The organism is Sulfuricella sp. (assembly GCF_035531155.1).
GTDB lineage: Bacteria > Pseudomonadota > Gammaproteobacteria > Burkholderiales > Sulfuricellaceae > Sulfuricella.
In genome coordinates, this window is the sequence record NZ_DATKTK010000026.1 from 154692 (window position 1) to 172374 (window position 17683).

The following is a 17683-nucleotide window of genomic DNA, read 5'->3' on the forward strand; positions in this document are numbered from 1 at the left end:
GGAGATTCGCCGCGTCGCGGCTCAAGCCTTGATCGTCGATTCCACGGGCAGCCCGGCGGCCAGCCATTCTGGCACGCCGTCGGCGATCTTACGTACGCTAAAGCCGTGTAGCGCAAGGAGCTTTTTTGCCTCTTCGGCCCACAGGCAGAAGGGGCCGCGACAATAAGCGATGATTTCCCTGTCGGACGGCAGTTCCGCCAGCCGCCGTTCCAATTCGTGCAGCGGCATGGAGCGAGCGTAGGGCAGATGGCGAGTTTGGTACTCGCTTTCCGGGCGCACGTCGATGAGCACGATATCACCCTCGCGCACCCGGTCAATGAGGACTGCGCGGCTTTCGGCGGTGAGACGTTCGGGCTCCGAAAACATCTGTGCCAAGGCGGAGGACAGTTCGATCAGGTGCTCCTCCGCAACCATGCGCAGGGTCACCCAAAGATGTGAGACATCATCGCTTGAGAGGCGATAGATGATGTACTTGCCCTCGCGGCGGCTCTGAACCAGTCGGGCGGCTTTCAGCGCCTTGAGATGGGCGCTGGCGAGCTTGACGTTGATGTCTGCCTCGGTAGCCAAGGTTTCGACTGTCTTTTCCTTTTGGCTCAAGATTTCGAGCAGTTCGAGGCGCTTCGGGCTGGAAACAGCCTTGCCGATACGCGCAACCTGTTCATAGAGAAGATCTTTTGTCTGTCGATTGTTCATGTCATCATTCTAATGACTATTAGAGTCATTGGTCAATCGCCTCCCCCGACCTAATTATTCCAGGAAGATTTACGGCCCTGAGACCGATATATTTTGGAAAGGTTTTGAGGATTTATTTATCAACTGGAAGCTGATCGACCTTCCATTCAGGGAAACCATCTTCCAGTCGGCGGGCACGGTAGCCGTGCTGGCGCAACTGTTCAACCGCATCGAAGGCCAGCATGCAATAGGGACCACGGCAGTAGGCAACAATCTCCTGGTCATGAGGCAATTTGCTTAACCGCTCCGGCAGGGACTCAAGAGGGATATTGACCGCCCCTGAGATATGGCCGGCATCGTATTCAGCGGCGGGGCGAACATCAATCACCATCGCTTCCCCAGATCTCACCAATCCCAGAAGCTCGTCGCGACGGACGGGCGTCAGGTTGTCCCGGCTATCAAAGTTTTCGCGGACAATGCGCTCCACTTCAGCCAAGTGTTGTTCAGCCACATTACGGATACCCGCTAACAGTGAAAGCACCTTTTCGTCGGTCAAACTGTAGATAACCTGGGTGCCCTCCTTGCGCGACTGGACCAGTCCACCTCCGCGAAGGATCTGAAGGTGGTGGGAAGTGTTGGCTACCGACATGCCGCTTGCTTGCGCCAACCCATCCACGCCGCGCTCGCCCTGTGCAAGCGCCTCCAGCAATTCAAGCCGATTGGCGCTGGCAAGCGCTTTTGCGACGAGGGCGAAGTTCTCGAAGAGTTTCTTTTTGGGAGTCACAGCGGCCATTGAGATGATTTTAAAAATTTAAGCAGGAGCTTATTATAGCCAGAATTAAGTGTCAGCAATGATCCTGAAGCTCAAAAATTCATTTGATGATTGTGGGCCTGGACATCCCTTAAAGCGGAATTCTGTTTCTCCTTATGGGCTTTTTGCGCACTGACAAAATCACCCACATGAAGCTCGGTTTTTCTGGGGTCGATCGACAATTCACCTATCGAGAATAATGGGGATACTTGTTTGATGGTCAGGGACGCAACGGGAATGGTCTGGACTCCCAGTAATCCCTTGGATGCGGACTCTGACTGGATTCGCTTTGCGGAATGATAGACAATGAATTTATCTCCCGGCGCGACACGAGAGGCAGCCCCACTATCGATATAGATTTTGTTATTGTCCAGGTCGATATCGGTAATTTTTGCCGTGAAGGGGATGCAAGCCAGATCAGTCCTGATGCCTTTAATAAGTGATTTAATTAAGTCATCGAACCGTTTCCCAAAAGGGGTACTAAAATACTTGGCGCTACCGAAGAGCGATCTGATTTCAATTTCATTTTCGCCGGCAATCTCCATGCCCTGGCGTCTTTTCGCTACCAGCACTCCGCTAAGTCCATCATAGGCATCGACTTCCACCTCGATCCACCGACCATAATCAGTGCGCCCAATGCCGGCATCGATGACACCGGACAAGATAAATTGACTCCCGGTTTTAAATGCAACTTCACGCGCGGCATCTGTACTTGAAAGTGAATCGGGTTGCGCTTTTAATGGCGGATACCCTATCCCGAGAGAGACATTGCGCGGGAGAAACTCATTGCTTTCCCCTAACCTCCGCAATAAGTCTTCAGGGAAGCCGGACCGAATATTCGGGGTCAGAGCGATGGGGCGATAGTTGATTTTAAAACTCGTGGCGGAAATTTTTCTTTTGAGGCGTGCCAATTCTCTTGTGGCGTCGGTGCCTCCATCGACAGAGGCACAAGCGCCGGGGGGCCTTGCTTGGGGCAAACTTTCCTCGAGCTTGACTACTGGGGGTGTTGCAATAGGGGGAGGGCTGACCTCTGCGGGGCGATACTCTTTGGCGTCAACGGGTTTCTTGAGAGCTGTACCCAAAGAGGGGCGTTTTTTCGGATAAATTGTCACGTCGCGTTTCAAGGGGGGCGCTCGCTTCAGTGGCTGGATATCTGCCCTTTTTAAAGGGGTTTGTTTCGTCTTTTGGAGTGCCAGGATTTGCTCTTGCTGCAGCTTGGCGAGTGCGGTCTGGTATTCCTGTTCGCGTTGGTTGAGCAAAGTCAGTGATTTTTTGAGTTGATTTGCCATGGAGATCAATTCGGCTTCCTTTGCGCCGAGTGCTTTCGCTTTCTTATCCAGCTCGGCTTCCCGGTTAGCGCTCTTTGCTTCAAGCTCGGCTTTCTTTTTTTCCAGATTAGCCTGGAGAGCGGCTAATGAGTTCTTCTCTTTTTGCAACTTGAAATATTGGTATCCAAGCGGCGCTCCCAAAATGATTAGCGCCAATAGCGTTGGCAAAATAAAGCGCTTCGCAAACCCGGTAGCCGTTTTCAAATCGATCATGATCAGGATGTCTCTAAGTGTATTTCGCGGTGTGTGAGCAACAACTGCGCCATCTTTGCTTCCTGCGCCGAGTGCTGAAGAAGTGGAGACAGGTAAACCCCAGTGATTCAGTGCCCATGGAAAGGGTTAATTCCCAGTTTCAAGTTTTTCATGAACATAAGAATACCGCGTTTCTGCTTGACGAGGGCGGTTACAATGGCGTTTTTCCCTTCCAGGATGCCCCGTCATGACAGAACCCGTTCGCCTTGCAAAACGCCTTGCCGAATTAGTCTCCTGCTCTCGCCGGGAGGCCGAGCTTTATATCGTGGGTGGCTGGGTAATGGTTGACGGGCAAGTGGTGGAAGAACCCCAGTTTAAGGTGTCGCAGCAGAAGGTTGAGCTTCACCCTGACGCCAGGCTTGAACCGGTTGAACCGGTTACCATTTTGCTGCACCAGCCGTCCGGCCATGATGCAGGCATGGGCGCCAACTCCGCGCAGCAGCTGCTTACCGCCGACGCGCGGGCGGCTGACGACCTTTCCGGCATCCTCATGCTCAAGCAACATTTTGCTCGACTGACCCCGACCGCACCGTTAGAGGCGAACTCCAGCGGCTTGCTGGTATTTACCCAGGACTGGCGAGTGGCGCGCAAGCTGATCGACGATGCCGCCACAGTCGAGCAGGAGTACATAGTCGAGGTTGCCGGCGAAATGGCGCCAGATGGGCTCAAGCGCCTCAACCACAAGTTCATTTTTAACGGCCGGACGCTGCCCCCAGCCAAGGTCAGCTGGCAAAACGAAACCCGGCTGCGCTTTGCCCTCAAGGGCGCACAACCCGGTCAGATCGCGCAACTGTGCAACAGCGTCGGACTCAAGGTGCTGAGCATGAAGCGGATCAGGATCGGGCGGGTGTCGATGGCCAAATTGCAGCCTGGTCAATGGCGTTATTTGGCGCAGCATGAGCGGTTTTAAGCGCGGCGGAAGAAGAAATTACACCCCTGTTCCTACCAGCGGCGGCGTTTCCTGAGGCGTTCACCTTCCGCCATCATTTCTGCAATGCCGACCAGCAGTTCTGCGTAAGCCCTGTCATGAGAGGTTAAACGATCCAGATGCTGCATGGCTTCCGCAGTCAGCCTTCTGGCCTCCGCGGCGGCAGCCTGGTCGCTGCCCTTCGCGCGAGCGGCGGTATCGGCCAGGATCGTCACCAATGTCGGCTGCACCTCGAGCAGGCCACCCGAGACGTAAATCAGTTCCAGCGTGTTGCCTGGAGTAAGGATACGCACTTCGCCTTCTTTGAGTGGAGTAAGCATCGGTGCATGGCGCGGGTGTATGCCAACCTCGCCGAGCAGGGCGGGCGCAGCAACGCGTAGCGCCTTGCCGGAGTAAATTTCACCTTGCAGGCTGACGATGTTGACCTGGATGGTGGGGGTTTCACTATGCGTGCTCATCGCCAGGCTGGTTTTAGGAAATGTTGCGGTGATGGTATTGCATGGCGAAAATAATGATTTCCGCCACTTCCTCGTATTTGCTCAAATGGTCGGTATTGATCGTCAGGTCGAAGGCGGCAGGCTCGTTGAGCCGCTTTTTGAAAACATCCCAGATAAACTTGGCTCTGTCCCCGTTGACGCGGGCAACTTCCTTGCGGGCTTCTTCCAGGCTGATCTGGCGTTTGTGCGCGACCCGCTCGGCACAGGTTTCCGGGGAGGCGATAATGCGCACCCGGAATACGTTCTGCTGCGCCAGGATGAGATGGGCGCCGCGCCCGATGATGACGCCGCCTTTGCCGGTATTGAAGATGCCCAGCACCACCTTGACCAGATGGCGGCGATAGTTATCATCCAGCACATTTTCGCCGGACAGCATCGAGACAATCCAGCTGTCCCAGAAACCGCGGGTTTTTTCGTCGAGCTGTGCCAGTAGGTGCGGGTCCGCGCCGGAACGTTCCACCACGGCATCCAGCAATTCCTTGTCGTAAACCGGCACGGCCAGATGTTTGGCCAGCTGCTGCGCAATCTCGCGACCGCCGCTGCCATAGTCGCGTGAGAGGGTGACGACTGGCCGCTCCGCACCTCGTCCACCGTGCATTTCGGCAGCATGCGCCTTGAGGATGGCTTCCACCAGCTTTGTTGCGTCCACGGTCATGGGGCAGGGTTCCTGAATTATCTGCTTGAAGCGTATAGAAAATGGCCTGAATTTACAAGATTCAGGCGCAGAGTGTGGCCGGTTTATGAAAATTTCCGGCCAAATGAGAATTGAGGATGTTCATATCCTGAAATTGGTGGTAATGTGACTATGAATATAAGCATATTAAAATTTTTTAATAGTTAAATGAGCTGATACCCTGTCGAACTCAAATTTTCTGTTGGAGATTAATGCCATGAAAACAAAACAAATAATATTTTCCAGTGTCCTGGCGGCGTGCTCGCTTCCTCAACTGGCCTCCGCAACCAACGGCATGAATATGGAAGGCTATGGCGCTACGGCTATGGGCATGGGCGGCGCTTCGATGGCCTACGATAACGGCACGGCGGCGATGATGAACAACCCGGCGACGCTGGCGATGATGGATGAGGGGACCAATCTTGATCTGGCGCTCGGTTTTCTCTCGCCGCAGGTGAAATCATCCGCCGGCGGCACGACATCGCGGTCCAGCGCCGACATGTTCGGCGGCCCGGCCTTCGGCTTGGTCCGCAAGCAGAACGGGCTGCTGTTCGGCATCGGCATGTACGGCCAGGGTGGCATGGGCACCGAATACGGCAACGACTCGATTTTTTCCAATCCCGCCGGTCAGACCCCATCTCCCGGTTTGGTCAACCGCTCTGAGGTCAGCGTCGGCAGGGTGATTTTTCCCTTGGCTTACGACGTGAGCCCGAACCTGAAAATCGGCGGCTCCGTGGATTACGTCTGGGCGGGCATGGATCTGAAAATGGCGGTCAACGGGGCATCCTTTCTGCAAATGGCGGGTGGCACCTCGCCGATGGCTACGGCTTCGGGACCTATGGTCGGCGCTTTCGGCGGCATGATGGGTAGCGCACCCGGCCAGATAGGCGCCGTCAACTGGGGCTATTTCGATTTTTCCAACCAGAATGACTTTACCGGCCAGGCGGTCGGCACCGGCTATGCCGGCAAGATCGGTTTTACCTACAAGCTGGACAGCAAGACCACCATCGGCGCCACCTATCATTCCAAGACCCGCTTGAGCGACCTGGAGGCGCAGGATGCCACGGTGTCCTTCAACGTCGACATCAATTCAGGGCCAACCAACCTGGCTATCCCGGTCAGTGGAAAAATGACCGTAAAGGATTTCCAGTGGCCGGAAACCCTTGGTTTCGGCATCGCCTACGAGGCGAGCGAGAAGTGGATGCTGGCGGCCGACTACAAGCGCATCAACTGGGCGGAGGTGATGAAGAACTTCAGGATGGAGTTTACCCCGGCCGGCAATACCGGCATGGTGGCCGCCTTCAACGGGCTGCCCATGGATGTGGTGTTTTACCAGGACTGGAAAGACCAGGATGTGGTGATGCTCGGTGCCGCCTACCGCATGACCGACGCGCTGACCCTGCGTGCCGGCCTCAACATGGCCAACAATCCGGTGCCGGATACCTATCTCAACGCGCTGTTCCCCGCCATCATCAAGAATCACGTCACCGCCGGCTTCGGCTATAACGTCAGCAAGAAGTCGCATCTCGAGCTGGCCTTCAGCTATGCCCCCAAGGTGACGGCGACCTCGGGCGTGACCGGCGTGACGATCAGCCACGAGCAGTACAACGGGCAGCTGGTTTACAGCACCCATTTCTGAGCAGCCGCTCAAGCGGAAATCACCTCGAACTCCTTCCGGGCGGGAGCGGCAGCCATTTCCGTCCAGGGATCCTTGGTATCCTGCAGCGCGAACAGCAGCCGCTCATAAAGCGCTTTGCGGTTTTCGGCGTCATCGACCACCCTTGCCTTGACGTAATCCAGGCCGACGCGCTGCACCCAGTGCACGGTCCGGTCCAGGTAGCGCGCCTCCTCGCGGTAAAGCTGGAGGAAGGCGCCGCTGTATTCCAGCACTTCCTCGGCCGTTTTCACCTTGGCGAAGAATTGCGCCACCTCGGTCTTGATGCCGCCGTTTCCGGCGACGTGGATTTCCCAGCCGGAATCGACGCCGATGATGCCGACATCCTTGATCGCCGCTTCGGCGCAATTGCGTGGACATCCCGACACGGCGAGCTTGACCTTGTGCGGCGCCCACATCTTCCAGAAAGTTTTTTCCAGATCGATGCCCTTCTGGGTCGAGTTCTGCGTGCCGAAGCGGCAGAACTCGCTGCCCACGCAGGTTTTCACCGTGCGTAGCGCCTTGCCGTAGGCATGGCCGGAGGGCATATCCAGGTCGGCCCACACCTGAGGCAAATCTTCTTTCTTGATTCCGAACAGGTCGATACGCTGTCCGCCGGTGACGCGGATCATCGGCACCTGGTACTTGTCGGCCACATCGGCGATGCGGCGCAGCTCGCCGGCGCTGGTCAGGCCGCCCCACATGCGCGGCACCACCGAGAAGGTGCCGTCCTTCTGGATGTTGGCGTGCGCCCGCTCGTTGATGAAGCGCGATTGCGGGTCGTCGGCGGCCTGTTTCGGCCAGGTCGAGATCAGGTAGTAGTTGAGTGCCGGTCGGCAGCTGGCGCAGCCGTTCGGCGTGCGCCATTCCAGGAATTTCATGGTGTCGGGAATGGAAAGCAGCTTGTGCTCGCGGATAGCCGCACGCACTTCCTCATGGGTGTGCTCGGTACAGCCGCACATCGACTTCGCGGCGGGCGCGGCAGAATAATCCCCGCCCAGCGTGGAAGCCAGGATCTGCTCCACCAGGCCGGAGCACGAGCCGCACGAACCGGACGCCTTGGTGTGCTTGCGCACGTCCTCGATGGTGAACAGCCCCTTTTCCTTGATCGCCTTGACGATCGTGCCCTTGGAGATGCCGTTGCAGCCGCATACCTCCATCTCATCCGTCATGGCGGCGGCGTGGGTCTTGCCCTGGTGACCGCCGGTGCCGAGGTTGGCCTGGCCGAACATCAGGTGGTCGCGGATTGCGCCGATACACCGGCCTTCCCGCAACAGCTGGAAATACCATGCGCCGTCTGTCGTGTCGCCGTACAGCACCGCGCCTTCGAGCTTGTTGTCGCGGATCACCAGCTTCTTGTAAATCCCGCCCACCGGGTCGGACAGCACGATTTCCTCGGCACCCTCGGCACCGCTGAAATCGCCTGCCGAAAACAGGTCGACGCCGGTCACCTTGAGCTTGGTCGAAACCGTCGAGCCGACATAGCGGCCGTATCCCAGCAAGGCCAGGTGGTTGGCACACACCTTGGCCATTTCGAACAGCGGCGCCACCAGGCCGTAGGACATGCCGCGATGGGCGACGCATTCGCCCACGGCATAGATGCGCGGATCGTAGGTCTGCATGGTGTCGTTCACCACCACGCCGCGATTGCAGTGGATGCCGGCGGATTCGGCGAGTGCCGCGTTGGGGCGGATACCGACAGCCATCACCACCAGGTCGGCAGGGATATCGCTGCCGTCCTTGAAACGCACACCGGCAACGCGGCCTTCAAGAGGAGAGAGAGCACTGCTGCCGATCAGCTGCTCGGTCTGCTTTTGCAGCAGGAATTTGAGCCCCTTCGCCTCCAGGTTGTTCTGCAACATGCGTGCTGCGGTCTGGTCCAGCTGACGCTCCATCAGCCACGGTCCAAGATGCACCACGGTCACATCCATGCCGCGCAGCATCAGGCCGTTCGCCGCTTCCAGTCCGAGCAGGCCACCGCCGATCACCACCGCATGCTTGTACCGGGTCGAGGCCTCCAGCATCGCATCGACGTCGCGGATGTCGCGGAAGCTCACCACGCCCTGCAATTCACAGCCGGGAACCGGCAGCATCACCGGATTCGAACCGGTCGCCAGCAGCAGGCGGTCATATTCCGCCACCGTGCCGTCTTCCGTCTCGACAGTACGGCGCTGGCGGTCGATTTTCGTGATCTGTTTGCCGAGGTGGAGCGTGATGCCGTTTTGCGCATACCAGTCCACATCGTTCAGCATGATGTCCTTGATGGTCTGCTCGCCCGCCAGCACCGGCGACAGCATGATGCGGTTGTAATTGGCATGCGATTCGGCGCCGAACACCGTGATGTCGTAAATATCCGGGGAAATTTTCAGCAATTCCTCTAAGGTTCTCACCCCGGCCATGCCGTTGCCGACCATTACCAGTTTCATTTTTTTCATGATTTCGCTCCTAAAAACTATAAATACAGGGACACCGGGAAAGACAAACTAAACCCAGATTGTCAGTTAGCCATAACACCGTTCGCCCTGAGCTTGTCGAAGGGCCGTTCATGGTTCGACAAGCTCACCACGAACGGCTTTGCGTGCGGTAATTCGCTTAATGGACAATTTAGGCTAGATACCCTGTGCCACTGAATCCCAGTGGTGAATAAACATCCGTTTAATCTCCGGTACGCACGAACCGCACTGCGTGCCACATTTGAGTTTTTCCTGTAACCCGGCGAAGTCCACTGCAGCCGTCAGCGCCTCATGGATTTCGTTCTCCGCCACGTTCAGGCAGTTGCAGACGATGCGCCCGCGTTGCGCAACGCCGGACGGTGGTGCGGCCAGAGGCGCCAGCAGCCAGGCGCGCACCGCCGCGACGGGCAGTCCTTTCGTCATGCCGTCCTTGAGCCATACGTGGGCGGCAATTTCGCCGGACAGGCGCGCCGCCACCACTTCACCGTCGCGCACCAGGATCCGTTTGGAAATGCCGCGGCGGACGTCACGGTAGGCCATGGCCGACAGATCGTCGTCCATCTCCAGCAGCCGGTCCAGTTCTGCCAGCCATGCGTTATCTACCGGGTTTTCAGCGGCGATGCGCAGGACCATGACCGGCTCATCCTGCCCGACCAGTCCCGCGCTGGCATAAGGGAATTGGGTCAGCAGGGGCTGCACCTTGAGCAGGTGACTGAGCGCATTATTCTTGCGCAGCACCACCATCTGCCAGGGCAGATCGGCCTTTTCCACCTGCACTGCCGCGTGCTTCAGTTCCGGCTGCCTGGAAACCGGGTCCGTTGCCGCGATCGTCAGCGCATTGCAGCCGAATCCACTGAGGAAATTTCCGCCCCAGTGCATGGGCAGGAAGGTCTGCGCAGTCTGCAGTTCGCTTGAAGTGCGAACCTTGATCACGATTTCGCCGCGCCGGCTTTTTACCCGGGCAAAACTCCCGTTCGCCAGTCCGCGCTGCTGCATGTCGGCCTGGCTCATGTCGAGGAATGGCTCCTCGGCATGGCCGTACAGTTTCGCCACCGTGCCGGTGCGGCTCATGCCGTGCCACTGGTCGCGCAGGCGGCCGGTTGTCAGGTGCAGGGGGTGTTTGGCATCGGTCTGTTCGGCCGGCACTCGGTAAGCGACAGGGGCGAAGCGGGCGCGTACGCTGGCCGTGGGGAATCTGCCGTCGCGGTAAAGCCGCGTCGTGCCGGTGGCTGCACCCTGCGGTAGCGGCCATTGTTGCGGGCCCAGCTCCTCGAGCATGGCGTAGGACAGGCCGGTGATATCGAGATCGCGACCGCGTGTGGTTTCGCGGTGTTCGTTGAAGATTTGCTCTACTCCGGAATAGGGAAACAGACGCTCCGTATCCGGATTTTCCAGCCGATCACCCAAGCGTCGCGCGAAATCCACCGCGATCTCCCAGTCAGTGCGCGCTTCGCCGGCCGGTTCGACGGCGGCCAGAACCCGGCTGATGCGGCGCTCCGAATTGGTCATGGTCCCTTCCTTTTCCGGCCAGGTCGCGGCAGGCAAAAGGACATCGGCGTAAGCTGCGGTTTCGGTATTGTGGTATGCCTCCTGCAGCACCACCAGTTCCGCCGTTTCCAGCGCGCGGCGCACCAGGCCCTGATTCGGCAGGGACTGTGCCGGGTTGGTGCAGGCTATCCACAGCGCCTTGATCTCGCCCCGCGCCGCAGCTTCGAACATCTCCACCGCAGTCTTGCCAGGCGTGGCTGGAACCGTGTCCACCCCCCACAGCCGCGCCACCTCGGCGCGGTGGGCTGGATCACTCAAATCGCGGTGGGCGGAAAGCAGAGTGGCCATGCCGCCCACCTCGCGCCCGCCCATGGCATTGGCCTGGCCGGTAAGGGAGAATGGCCCGGCACCGGGCCGGCCGATTTGTCCGCTGGCCAGGTGCAGGTTGATCAGGGCGGCGTTCTTGTCGGTGCCGTGGATGGACTGGTTCAGCCCCTGGCAGTACAGCGACAGCGTTGCACTTGACGCGCCGAACCATTTCGCCGCCTGCACGATATCCTGCTCGCTCACGCCGCAAATCATGGCGACCGATTTCGGCGTGTATTCGCGCACCGCTTCCTTGACCGCGTCGAACCCTTCCGTCATGGCGCCGATGTAGGCCATGTCGCACAGCCCTTCCCACATCAGCACATGGAGCATGCCATTGAACAACGCGACGTCGGTGCCGGGCTGGATAGCCAGGTGCAGGTCGGCGCCCGCTGCCGTGTCGGTGCGGCGCGGATCCACCACGATCAGTTTCAAATCGGGATTGGCCGCGCGTGCCGCCTCGATGCGTCGGAACACGATGGGATGGGCATAGGCCGTGTTCGACCCGGCGATGAAAATGCAGCTGGCCTGCTCGATATCCTCGTAGCAGCACGGTGGCCCGTCCGCACCGAATGCCGCCTTGTAGGCCGACACCGCCGAGGACATGCACAGGCGCGAGTTGGAATCCAGGTTGTTGGTGCCGATCAGCCCTTTGACCAGCTTGTTGAAGATGTAATAGTCCTCGGTCAGCAACTGGCCGGAAATATAGAAGCCGACGCTATCCGGCCCGTGCTCGCGGATGATTGCGGCAAACCGGTCGGCGACATGATCCAGGGCCTCGTCCCAGCTTGCCCTGTGCCTGGGTTCGCCTCGCCCGTGGCGCAGCTCCGGGAACAGCGCACGGGTTTCGTGCCCGGTGGTCAGGTGCAGGTTCGCGCCCTTGGTGCACAGCCGACCATGGTTGGCGGGGTGATCCGGGTCGCCGCGCACGCCGGTGACCCGGCCGCCGTCGCTTTCGACGATCACGCCGCAGCCGACGCCGCAGTAACAGCAGATGGATTTGGTTTCAGTCACGCAACCCCCTTTTTAAGCGCTGTGGTTAAACTTAAAAACGGCAATTTTTTAACCGCAGAGGCGCAGAGACGCAGAGGAATAAATGGGCTACAACAATTTTCGGCACCTCCGAATAGGTGAGGCCGCACAATTCTAGAATTCATTGTTTTTTCTCAGCGCCTCTGCGTCTCTGCGGTTCAACGGATTTTTTAGGTTAAACCTGAATAAACACCACGCCGGCCTCGACCTTGGCCGGAAAAGTCGAGGTTCCGCCCTCGTCCGGCGCCAACGCCCTGCCTTCCTGCAAGGCGATGTTCCAGCCGTGCATCGGACAGGTCACGTGCTTTCCGCAGACGATGCCCTGCGACAGCGGCCCGCCTTTGTGCGGACAGCGGTCTTCGAGCGCAAACACTTCGTCGCCATCGGTACGGAACAAGGCGATGCGGCCATGCTTGCTTTCGACCACACGCGAACCCAGTTGCGGAATTTCATCCAGGGCACAGATTTTTAGCCAGTCATTCATCATCAGCTCCAGTTCTCAGGCTGCCGGGCGCAGCTGCCGGCGATACAGGAAGTCCAGCACCGCACTGCGGTATTCGTGGTATTTCGGGTTGTTCGCCAGCGCCAGACGCTCGCGCGGGCGCGGCAAATTGACGGTCAGAATCTCGCCGATGGTGGCCGCCGGGCCGTTGGTCATCATCACGATGCGGTCGGACAGCAGGACGGCTTCGTCCACGTCGTGGGTCACCATGATCACCGTGCTTTGGGTTTCCGCGGCGATCTTCATCAGCTCGTCCTGGAGGTGGGCGCGGGTCAAGGCATCCAGTGCGCCGAACGGCTCGTCCATCAGCAGCACCTTGGGCTGCATGGAAAGGGCGCGGGCGATGCCGACCCGCTGCTTCATGCCGCCGGAAATCTCGTGCGGATACTTGTGCTCGGCATGGCTCAGACCGACCAGCGCGAGCGCCGCCTGGGTGCGCTTCTTCATGGTTGCGCTGTTTTCTGCACGGGCAAAGACTCGCTCTACCGCCAGGTGAACGTTCTCGAAGCAGGTCAGCCACGGCAGCAGGGAATGATTCTGGAACACCACCCCGCGTTCCGGACCAGGTCCGGCGATTTCCCGTCCGGCGCACAGCATCGCGCCGTTGCTGGGTATCGTCAGCCCGGCAACCAGGTTGAGCAGGGTGGATTTGCCGCAGCCCGAGTGACCGATCAGGGAGATGAACTCGCCCTGCGCGATGTTGAGGTTGATGTCGCGCAAGGCGACGAAGGGGCCTTTCTTGGTGTCGAAAGTCATTTGCACGTTTTCGACCTGGACGTATTTTTCCATGAACTTTTACTCCTTAAATCCTAACCGCAGAGACGCAGAGGCGCTGAGAAAACCTAGAATCCGCGCATTTCTCCGCGTCTCTGCGCCTCTGCGGTGAATACCTATTCATAACTAAACCGCTTGGCCAGCAGCACCAGCATCTGTTCCAGCAGCAAGCCGACGATGCCGACGATGAAGATGGCGATGATGATGTGCTCGACGTTGAGGTTGTTCCATTCGTCCCACACCCAGAAACCGATCCCGACGCCGCCGGTGAGCATTTCCGCCGCCACGATCACCAGCCAGGCCACGCCGATGGAGAGCCGGATGCCGGTGATCATGTAAGGCAGCACGGCGGGGAAGAGGATTTTGGTGAAAATCTTCCACTCCGACAGGTTGAGCACTTTCGCCACGTTCATGTAGTCCTGCGGAATGCGGTTTACACCGACTGCGGTATTGATGATCATCGGCCAGATGCTGGAGATGAAGATCACCCAGATCGCCGCCGGGTTGGCCGCCTTGAATACCAGCAGGCCGATCGGCAGCCAGGCCAGGGGGGAAACCGGGCGCAGCAGGCTGATGATCGGAGCGGTCATGGCGTTGAGGAACTTGAAGCGCCCGATCATGAAGCCGAGGGGAATGCCGATTGCCGCTGCCATGCCGAAGCCGATGGCGACCCTGTGCAGCGAAGCCAGGATGTTCCAGCCGATGCCCTGGTCATTGGGGCCTTTCTGGTAGAACGGGTCGCTGAACAGTTGCACTGCCGAAGCCCAGGTTTTCACCGGGCCCGGCAGGGCCGGTGTGGTCTGTGCAACCAGCGCCCAGATGCCGATGAACAGCAACATGCCGATCAACGGTGGGAGCAGGGTTTTGAGAATTGTGTTCATGTCTTCACCTTGCGTTGGTAATGAGTGATGGGTGATGAGCGAGGGTTTTTCCATTACCCATTACCAGCTTTCAAACCTTGACCTTGAATCCGGCGGCATAGGCCTTGGGGTTCTTGCCGTCCCACACCGTGCCGTCGATCATCTTGCTGCTGCGCATGACATCCTTGGGGATCGGCGTCTTGGTCTGCGTCGCAGCCTGCTTGTACAGTTCGACCTGGTTAACCTTCTTGGCCACGGCCAGATAATCCGGGTCTTCCTTGAGCAGGCCCCAGCGCTTGTGCTGGGTGAGGAACCACATGCCGTCTGACAGATAGGGGAAGTTCACCATGCCTTCCTCATAAAACTTCATGTAGTTGGCGTCCTGCCATTTCTTGCCGTTACCGTTGTCGTACTGGCCCAGCATGCGATCCTCGATCGAGTCGAAGTCGGTGTTGACGTAGGACTTCTCGGCAATGATCTTGGCGACGGAAGAGCGGTTTTTCAGGTCGTCGATGTACTTCGACGCGTCCAGGATGGCCATGATCATGGCGCGGGCGGTGTTGGGGTATTTCGCCACCCACTCCGCCGTGGTGCCGAGCACCTTTTCCGGATGATCCTTCCAGATGTCCTGGGTGGTTGCCGCCGTAAAACCCACGTTGTCGCGGATGGCGCGGGCGTTCCACGGCTCGCCCACGCAGTAGCCGTCCATGTTGCCGACGCGCATGTTGGCGATCATCTGCGGCGGCGGCACGGTGATGTTCTTCACCTCGCTAAAGGGGTTGACGCCATATGACGCCAGCCAGTAGTAGAGCCACATGGCATGGGTCCCGGTGGGGAAGGTCTGGGCGAAGGTGTACTCGCGCGGCTCGGCCTTGATCAGCTTGGCCAGCGACGTGCCGTCAACCGCGCCCTTGGCCTTGAGCTGGTTGGAAAGCGTGATGGCCTGACCGTTATGGTTGAGGTTCATCAGCACGGCCATGTCTTTTTTCTGGCCGCCGATGCCCACGTGCACGCCGTACATCAGGCCGTACAGCACATGGGCGGCATCCAGTTCGCCGTTCACCAGCTTGTCGCGTACCCCTGCCCAGGAGGCTTCCTTGCTGGGGGTGATCTTGATGCCGTATTTCTTGTCGAAGCCCATCACCGAGGCGATCACCACCGAAGCGCAATCGGTCAGAGGGATGAAGCCGATCCTGACCTCGGTCTTTTCCGGCGTGTCGGAACCTGCCGCCCAGGCGCCGCTCCGAATGGCCGGATCGACCATGGACATCAAGGCCCCGGCTCCCAATAAAGTTGCTCCTTTTTTCATGAAATCTCTCCGGCTGTTTTTGAAATCTTCACGCATGGTTTTCTCCTAAATAAAAGAAATAAAAAAAGGCGTCACATCCGCGTAAGGGATTACCCCCGCGAATGGACGCCTTTGTCCTTTGTAGCCAACCGTCGTTGGTCAGCTCAGATTTGATTCGGTTACCGAGGCCCGTCGTTGGGCCGTTTGTTTACGTAAGAGCAATACCCGTGCCAGAATTGTTTAGCCCAGCAAATCCGTGATCTCGATCAGCTGACGGGCCACGTCCGCCAGGCGCGAGCCCTTGTCCATGGCCGCTTTGCGCAAAGCCTGATAAGCCTCATCCTCGGACCAGCCGCGCTGCTTCATGAGTATCCCCTTGGCACGCTCTACATCCTTGCGCGCCGAAAGCTGGTTTTCCGCTTTTTCCAGATCGACCCGCATCGCCTGAAACTCGTTGAAACGCGCAATCGCCGCGTCCATGATGGGCCGCAAACGCTCGCTTTTCATGCCGTCCACCACATAAGCGCTGACCCCGGCGCGAATGGCGGCGCGGATCTTGTCGCTATCATCATCGTGGGTAAACATCACGATCGGGCGCGGCTGATCGCGTCGGATCACGCATAAATTTTCCAGCGTATCGCGATCCGGCGACTCGGTATCCAGAATGATCAGATCCGGTTTCAGTTCGGCCACCAAGCCAGGCAGATCGGCACTGGCGGAGACATGAGCCGCAATCTTGCACCCCGCATCCAGCAAGGCTTGCTTGAGGAGCGCCGCGCGTTCGAAGGTTTCGTCCACCAGCAAGACTCGAAGAGGGGATTCGGATGGATAGACGGGGGATTTCATACCCTGCGAACAACGCAATTCCCATACCATGGCAGGCAACTGATTGATCCTGATAAAAATCAGTAAACAGAGCGGGTATGGTCAGGAGTCAGAACCTCATGGACGCACCAAAAACGGGCGCTATTTGAGCCAAATGCGCCAAACTGGCGCCGATTCCAGGAAAGGGGGGCAGTCCTTGTCCGGTCTGAACTGGATTACTTGCGGTTCTTGGCCAGGAAGCGATCCAGTTGGCTGGCAAAGGCCTTTCGGTCGCTCTGGCTGAGCGATGAAGGGCCGCCGGTTTCCACGCCGCTGCTGCGCAGGGTGTCCATGAAATCGCGCATGTTCAGGCGCTCGCGTATCGTGTCCGGGGTATAAAACTCGCCCCTGGGGTTGAGTGCGTGGCCGCCTTTTTCGATGACCTCGGCGGCCAGCGGGATGTCGGCGGTGATCACCAGGTCGCCTTGTTCCAGATGCTGGACGATCTTGCCATCCGCCACATCGAAACCGGCGGGCACCTGTATGGCCTTGATATAGCGCGATGGCGGGGTGCGCAGGAGCTGGTTGGCGACCAGCGTGAGCGAAATCTGCGCCCGCTCTGCGGCGCGATACAGGATTTCCTTGATGGCGCCGGGGCAGGCATCGGCATCAACCCAGATTTGCATGGATTGCTCTTTCGATAAACCTGGATAATAGCGGTTTTTAGGTTTATTTCATTTTGGAGGGCAGCCGGATCGTCTCGCCGGCAACCATGAACGCGCCTTTTCCGAGATGATGAATTGTCCGCGGATGTTTTATCGATGGGTCTATCCACGCCTTGAGCACCTCAAGGATAAAGAAGTTGTATTGGGTCACCATCTTCCCGTCGATGACCTTGCATTCAAGACTGGCATAGCATTCGTCGATGAGGGGCGCCTTGACGCACGAGGCCGCCACCGGCGTGAGGCCAAAGTCCTTGAACTTGTCGATGCTTCGTCCTGACGTGTTGCCGCAGCCCACTACCTTTTCCGCCAGCTCCACCGTCGGGATGTTGATCACGCATTCCCTGGTGGCCTTCAGGATGTCGAACGAGTAGTTCCGGTTGCTGATCACGCAACCCACGAGCGGCGGTTCAAATTCAATCATGGTGTGCCACGACTGGGTCATGATGTTCGCCCGCTCCTTGCCGGCGGTCGTGACTAGCACGACCGGCCCCGGTTCGAGCAGGCTGTAGACCTTGGACAAGGGAAAGGATTTCTTCGCCATCTCGGCCCCCCGTTTCAAGAATTCGAATTACCCTA

At 58.5% G+C, this 17683-nt stretch carries 16 protein-coding genes; 2 read left to right on the top strand and 14 right to left on the bottom strand.

Going from position 1 to position 17683, the window contains the following annotated elements; translation table 11 throughout:
* Nucleotides 1–21: 21 nt before the first annotated feature.
* From VMV64_RS05030 to VMV64_RS05040, 3 genes are all read right to left on the bottom strand, one after another.
* Nucleotides 22–693, bottom strand: coding sequence for a metalloregulator ArsR/SmtB family transcription factor (locus VMV64_RS05030; protein WP_325328853.1), 672 nt, complete (start codon nucleotides 691–693; stop codon nucleotides 22–24).
* 112 nt (nucleotides 694–805) lie between these two features.
* Nucleotides 806–1465, bottom strand: a complete 660-nt coding sequence (locus VMV64_RS05035; protein WP_325328854.1) for a metalloregulator ArsR/SmtB family transcription factor — start codon at nucleotides 1463–1465, stop codon at nucleotides 806–808.
* A 71-nt stretch (nucleotides 1466–1536) separates the two neighbouring features.
* Nucleotides 1537–3024, bottom strand: a complete 1488-nt coding sequence (locus VMV64_RS05040; protein ID WP_325328855.1) for a FlgT C-terminal domain-containing protein — start codon at nucleotides 3022–3024, stop codon at nucleotides 1537–1539.
* 226 nt (nucleotides 3025–3250) lie between these two features.
* Here VMV64_RS05040 and VMV64_RS05045 point away from each other — a divergent pair, with 226 nt between their 5' ends.
* Complete coding sequence (locus VMV64_RS05045; protein WP_325328856.1) at nucleotides 3251–3973, top strand: rRNA pseudouridine synthase; 723 nt, start codon at nucleotides 3251–3253, stop codon at nucleotides 3971–3973.
* A gap of 32 nt (nucleotides 3974–4005) precedes the next feature.
* Here the strand turns inward: VMV64_RS05045 and VMV64_RS05050 are convergent, their stop codons facing one another.
* Both VMV64_RS05050 and VMV64_RS05055 read right to left on the bottom strand, forming a co-directional pair.
* Nucleotides 4006–4449: a F0F1 ATP synthase subunit epsilon gene (locus tag VMV64_RS05050; RefSeq protein WP_325328857.1), complete on the bottom strand. Its 444-nt coding sequence runs from the start codon at nucleotides 4447–4449 to the stop codon at nucleotides 4006–4008.
* 13 nt (nucleotides 4450–4462) lie between these two features.
* A complete protein-coding gene (locus VMV64_RS05055; protein WP_325328858.1) occupies nucleotides 4463–5143 on the bottom strand; it encodes a cytidylate kinase-like family protein in 681 nt (226 codons plus the stop codon).
* Nucleotides 5144–5378: 235 nt separating this feature from the next.
* On the opposite strand from VMV64_RS05055, the gene VMV64_RS05060 reads away from it, so the two are divergent.
* Complete coding sequence (locus VMV64_RS05060) at nucleotides 5379–6800, top strand: OmpP1/FadL family transporter (protein ID WP_325328859.1); 1422 nt, start codon at nucleotides 5379–5381, stop codon at nucleotides 6798–6800.
* Between the two features lie 8 nt (nucleotides 6801–6808).
* Here the strand turns inward: VMV64_RS05060 and nirB are convergent, their stop codons facing one another.
* The 9 genes from nirB to VMV64_RS05105 form a co-directional block, all read right to left on the bottom strand.
* The gene (gene nirB, locus VMV64_RS05065; protein ID WP_325328860.1) at nucleotides 6809–9250 is read right to left on the bottom strand and encodes a nitrite reductase large subunit NirB; all 2442 of its coding nucleotides are present in this window, start codon (nucleotides 9248–9250) and stop codon (nucleotides 6809–6811) included.
* A gap of 174 nt (nucleotides 9251–9424) precedes the next feature.
* Entirely contained in the window at nucleotides 9425–12136 is a 2712-nt protein-coding gene (locus tag VMV64_RS05070; RefSeq protein ID WP_325328861.1) for a molybdopterin-dependent oxidoreductase, read from the bottom strand.
* A 193-nt stretch (nucleotides 12137–12329) separates the two neighbouring features.
* Entirely contained in the window at nucleotides 12330–12638 is a 309-nt protein-coding gene (nirD, locus tag VMV64_RS05075) for a nitrite reductase small subunit NirD (RefSeq protein ID WP_325328862.1), read from the bottom strand.
* Between the two features lie 15 nt (nucleotides 12639–12653).
* The gene (locus VMV64_RS05080; RefSeq protein WP_325328863.1) at nucleotides 12654–13445 is read right to left on the bottom strand and encodes an ABC transporter ATP-binding protein; all 792 of its coding nucleotides are present in this window, start codon (nucleotides 13443–13445) and stop codon (nucleotides 12654–12656) included.
* Between the two features lie 101 nt (nucleotides 13446–13546).
* Nucleotides 13547–14311, bottom strand: coding sequence for a nitrate ABC transporter permease (gene ntrB, locus VMV64_RS05085; protein WP_325328864.1), 765 nt, complete (start codon nucleotides 14309–14311; stop codon nucleotides 13547–13549).
* Nucleotides 14312–14381: 70 nt separating this feature from the next.
* Complete coding sequence (locus VMV64_RS05090; protein WP_325328865.1) at nucleotides 14382–15635, bottom strand: CmpA/NrtA family ABC transporter substrate-binding protein; 1254 nt, start codon at nucleotides 15633–15635, stop codon at nucleotides 14382–14384.
* 183 nt (nucleotides 15636–15818) lie between these two features.
* Nucleotides 15819–16424, bottom strand: coding sequence for an ANTAR domain-containing response regulator (locus VMV64_RS05095; RefSeq protein ID WP_325328866.1), 606 nt, complete (start codon nucleotides 16422–16424; stop codon nucleotides 15819–15821).
* Between the two features lie 194 nt (nucleotides 16425–16618).
* On the bottom strand, nucleotides 16619–17068 hold the full coding sequence (locus VMV64_RS05100; protein ID WP_325328867.1) for a YaiI/YqxD family protein: 450 nt from the start codon (nucleotides 17066–17068) through the stop codon (nucleotides 16619–16621).
* Between the two features lie 43 nt (nucleotides 17069–17111).
* Nucleotides 17112–17648 carry a flavin reductase family protein gene (locus VMV64_RS05105; RefSeq protein ID WP_325328868.1) on the bottom strand — a complete coding sequence of 179 codons (537 nt, stop codon included), beginning with the start codon at nucleotides 17646–17648 and terminating at the stop codon, nucleotides 17112–17114.
* Between the last annotated feature and the right edge of the window lie 35 nt (nucleotides 17649–17683).

Bases quoted from the DNA above. Each gene is read 5' to 3' on its own strand.
- VMV64_RS05030 (WP_325328853.1), bottom strand. From the start codon at position 693: ATGAACAATCGACAGACAAAAGATCTTCTCTATGAACAGGTTGCGCGT.
- VMV64_RS05035 (WP_325328854.1), bottom strand. From the start codon at position 1,465: ATGGCCGCTGTGACTCCCAAAAAGAAACTCTTCGAGAACTTCGCCCTC.
- VMV64_RS05040 (WP_325328855.1), bottom strand. From the start codon at position 3,024: ATGATCGATTTGAAAACGGCTACCGGGTTTGCGAAGCGCTTTATTTTG.
- VMV64_RS05045 (WP_325328856.1), top strand. From the start codon at position 3,251: ATGACAGAACCCGTTCGCCTTGCAAAACGCCTTGCCGAATTAGTCTCC.
- VMV64_RS05050 (WP_325328857.1), bottom strand. From the start codon at position 4,449: ATGAGCACGCATAGTGAAACCCCCACCATCCAGGTCAACATCGTCAGC.
- VMV64_RS05055 (WP_325328858.1), bottom strand. From the start codon at position 5,143: ATGACCGTGGACGCAACAAAGCTGGTGGAAGCCATCCTCAAGGCGCAT.
- VMV64_RS05060 (WP_325328859.1), top strand. From the start codon at position 5,379: ATGAAAACAAAACAAATAATATTTTCCAGTGTCCTGGCGGCGTGCTCG.
- nirB (WP_325328860.1), bottom strand. From the start codon at position 9,250: ATGAAAAAAATGAAACTGGTAATGGTCGGCAACGGCATGGCCGGGGTG.
- nirD (WP_325328862.1), bottom strand. From the start codon at position 12,638: ATGAATGACTGGCTAAAAATCTGTGCCCTGGATGAAATTCCGCAACTG.
- VMV64_RS05080 (WP_325328863.1), bottom strand. From the start codon at position 13,445: ATGGAAAAATACGTCCAGGTCGAAAACGTGCAAATGACTTTCGACACC.
- ntrB (WP_325328864.1), bottom strand. From the start codon at position 14,311: ATGAACACAATTCTCAAAACCCTGCTCCCACCGTTGATCGGCATGTTG.
- VMV64_RS05090 (WP_325328865.1), bottom strand. From the start codon at position 15,635: ATGCGTGAAGATTTCAAAAACAGCCGGAGAGATTTCATGAAAAAAGGA.
- VMV64_RS05095 (WP_325328866.1), bottom strand. From the start codon at position 16,424: ATGAAATCCCCCGTCTATCCATCCGAATCCCCTCTTCGAGTCTTGCTG.
- VMV64_RS05100 (WP_325328867.1), bottom strand. From the start codon at position 17,068: ATGCAAATCTGGGTTGATGCCGATGCCTGCCCCGGCGCCATCAAGGAA.
- VMV64_RS05105 (WP_325328868.1), bottom strand. From the start codon at position 17,648: ATGGCGAAGAAATCCTTTCCCTTGTCCAAGGTCTACAGCCTGCTCGAA.